Here is a 3,422-nt window from a genome sequence, read left to right as displayed (position 1 = left end):
TGCCAAATGCTTCGAGGAATCCAACCAGCTACAAGAGCAGATTAAGAAGAATCTGGAGGCCATCGGTTATGACATGTAGGACGTTAGGGCAAATATGCAGTTTCAAAGCTGGAACGGCATTTCCTAAAGAATATCAAGGATTATCTCAAGGTGATTATCCCTTTATTAAAGTCAAGGATATGAATTCAAAAGATAATACATGTTGGATTAAAAGTGCTGATAATTGGGTTTCGCAAGACATTGTTGCTGAGTTATCGGCCAAGATTCATCCTGCGGGATCCTCTGTGTTTGCCAAGGTTGGTGAAGCGATAAGGGCAAATCGCGTGCGACAGTTGACTAAACCCACTATTATTGACAATAATATGATGTCTGCTACGCCCAAAGTGGGCATTGATGCGGATTATTTATATTACTTACTGTGCTCCATGAAACTCTCGAATTGGGTAGATGGTACCGCCCTGCCGTATTTTAAGCAGAAAACATTGATGCAGATTGAGATAAGAGATCCAGGCTCTGTTGATCAACAGAGAAAAGTCGTTAGACTGCTAAGGTTGATCGACGATAAGATTAGTCTAAATAATCAGCTAAATGATTATTTAGAGCAGATGTGCCAAAATCTTTTCGACCGCTTCGATAACGATGAAGACAACCCGTTGGTGAAGATTTCCGATATTGCTGATGTGAATCCAAAAAGGCCCCTCAAGAAAGGAGAGTCGGCTCTTTGCGTAGAGATGGCCGATCTGTCTACGAGGGGAGCCTTCCCTATTGGGTGGCGGACCAAGATATACAATGGAGGTGCTAGATTCACAAACGGCGATACTGTTCTAGCTAGGATTACTCCATGTCTAGAAAATGGAAAAGCAGGGTATGTCAATTTTTTAAATCCTGACGAAGTAGCTTTTGGATCGACTGAATTTATAGTACTTTCGTCGAGGGGGACGTTGCCATCTGAGTTTTTCTATTTCCTATCACGCAATGCAGACTTCATTTCGTACGCAACAGCTCATATGAATGGGTCAAGCGGTCGTCAGCGTGTTTCTGGAGACGATATAGGAAGATATGAGGTTAGAATGCCGAGTGGAAAGCAAGTCTCTGAACTGAAAAAAGTCTTAAGCTGGAGTATGGAAGTCATCCGCGCCAACTCAATCGAGAACCGGAATCTCGTCTTACTGCGCGACGCACTTCTCCCCAAACTCATGTCCGGGGAGATGGATGTCTCGAACATTGACCTCACGCAGCCAACAAATAATCATTTAGCTGATTGTTGAGTTCAATCTTTTTGTCGATAGTTCCCAACAGCTGCACAACTTGTTCTTGAATTTGGATTGAAGGGAGATTGACTTCGAAACGTGAGAGTGTCTTTACCGAAAGTCCCGGCTGGGCGGATTGGGCCGATAATCTACCGAGTTGCTGGGTTGAAAGCAGATACGCTAAGTAATGGGCGTTATGATGAGTGTTCGTGCATGCTACAACGGCGTGCTCGGTGATATATGCTTTGCCGGAGAAAAAATGTACGTTGCCACATGCCGCGCCTTGTCTTCCGATTACAGCGCACTCTCCCGAAAAGTTGTATTCATCGGCGTATCCGCGTATTCCATTACCTCCAATGACGGGGAAACGCCCGTTTTTCTTAACTTTTAAAGAAGGTATGCTCTTTCCGCTGCTAAGGCGTGTGCATACGTCTGCAAGTGTCTGCCAGCTCATTCCAAGTACCTTCTATGTGATGCCTTCACGTTGTTCTGGTTGACCATGGCGTAATGCATGGTCGTATCTATTCTTGCATGGCCGAGCAGTTTTTGCACCTGCTCGATTGGCATGCCCTTGTCGATGGCGTGTGTGGCAAGTGTACGGCGGAATTTGTGTGGATGGACTCGACTGACACCGGCTTTTTTGCCGAGCTCTCTAAGCCTTCTCTCGATGCTTCCGATGGTGATACGAGTCCTTTGACCGCTAAGCGATACGAACAGTGCCGGATTGTCGTCATTACGTGATTCGAGGTAGGCGGCAAGATGAAGCTTTGTTCTGGCGTCAAAGTAGACGGGCCTTTGCTTGTTTCCTTTTCCTGTGACCAGACATTCTCGTTCGTGAAGATTCACATCAGCTATATCTAATCCAACTAATTCGCCTACTCGCATGCCGGTGGATGTGAGGATGTCTACGACAGCAAGGTCTCGTATGGTGTCACACTGATCGCGTAGTGTCTCTAGATTCTCGTCACTTAAGGTTTCTTTAGCAAATACTGCCGTTTTTACACGGTGAATGCGTCTCACGGGACTTTTCACAATGTAGTCTTCATCTTCGAGCCAGCCGAAGAAACTTGACATAATCCGACGAATGTTGTCGATAGTAACTTTACCTGCTTTCCGCTCGTATTCGTAGTCATTGAGGTATTCGCGCAAATCGTCGCTATTGATTTGCGTATATGGTTTAGACAATGTTCGTGTCATATGTTGAAGCGTGTTTTCGTAATAGGCAATAGTTTTTGGGGAGCACCCTTCAACTTCTTTTGCGGTCAGGAACAGTGCTAGCAGATTTTGTGATGTTGCTGTTTTCTGCGTTGGAAGCAATGTGACTCTGAGAATCTCGGCTAAGTGTTTGAGCTGAGCTGGATTGAGCATGCTCTGCATTTGTGACAGGATGGCATTGATGGTGTTTTCCATAGAGGTTCCTTCCGATAGAGGGGTAGGAACATTGTGCCTGTAGGCTGGTAAATGATTATTTGTTGGCTGCGTGAGGTCAATGTTCGAGACATCTATCTCTCCGGCTATAAGCTTGGGAAGAAGAGCGTCTCGAAGCATCTGGAGTCGAAATGCTTCGTAATCGTTCTCCGATATCTGTTTAACTAAGAAATCAATTAGGCTCTTATCTTCTGGGCTACATGAATCGGACACGCAGAAATCCATTATCTGTTTTTTGTCACCACGAGGCATTTTCGTACCTTTTGCACCTTTTGTGATATGTCTGAAGAAAGAATCTTGCCTTAAGCATGCATACAGAAAAGAAGCGTTACTTGAATCATTTGCCCTGAAAACCAATACATCATTGGAGCAGGTGCCTTCGGATGACGCAAACCATATTTTCTTAAAATATGGCCTAATATTAGATATTAGAGTGTCACCAATCTTGTAATGAGTGACCTTGCCTGTTGCCGGCAGGGACTGCGCGTGCTGACGTCCGCGTTTTTCTTGCAAAAGAGATTCGGTTGAAACGTAAGTTTCTAGCTTTGCTTCGGTGTAATCAACTCGATCTGAGACTTGATGGCAGATATTCCAAAGAGTTAAATATCTCCCATTATCTTTTTTGCTGACGACAGTCTCGCATAACGTTGATAAATAATCATTTGTTGACTGGTGAAGTCCATGTGTTTGTTCGTTTCTGTGGAATTGTGTGTGATGTTGATGCGGTCTCACTCTGCGCTAGTT

3 protein-coding genes are annotated in these 3,422 nt (G+C 44.7%); 1 reads left to right on the top strand and 2 read right to left on the bottom strand.

What is annotated here, in order from left to right; all coding sequences use genetic code 11:
- A partial coding sequence (locus B1526_RS08790; protein ID WP_235607127.1) for a restriction endonuclease subunit S occupies positions 1 to 1,268 on the top strand: 1,268 nt, incomplete at its 5' end.
- Here the strand turns inward: B1526_RS08790 and B1526_RS08785 are convergent.
- Both B1526_RS08785 and xerA read right to left on the bottom strand, forming a co-directional pair.
- On the bottom strand, positions 1,231 to 1,704 hold the full coding sequence (locus tag B1526_RS08785; RefSeq protein ID WP_095615676.1) for a restriction endonuclease subunit S: 474 nt from the start codon (positions 1,702 to 1,704) through the stop codon (positions 1,231 to 1,233). The genes B1526_RS08790 and B1526_RS08785 overlap by 38 nt on opposite strands.
- Complete coding sequence (gene xerA, locus B1526_RS08780; protein ID WP_095615675.1) at positions 1,701 to 2,660, bottom strand: site-specific tyrosine recombinase/integron integrase; 960 nt, start codon at positions 2,658 to 2,660, stop codon at positions 1,701 to 1,703. Before xerA ends, B1526_RS08785 begins: the two co-directional genes overlap by 4 nt.
- Between the last annotated feature and the right edge of the window lie 762 nt (positions 2,661 to 3,422).

Origin of the sequence: Bifidobacterium criceti (assembly GCF_002286935.1) — a bacterium.
GTDB classification, from domain to species: Bacteria; Actinomycetota; Actinomycetes; order Actinomycetales; family Bifidobacteriaceae; genus Bifidobacterium; species Bifidobacterium criceti.
Note: the sequence above shows the minus strand (reverse complement) of the source record. Positions and strands in the feature narration are given on the sequence as shown.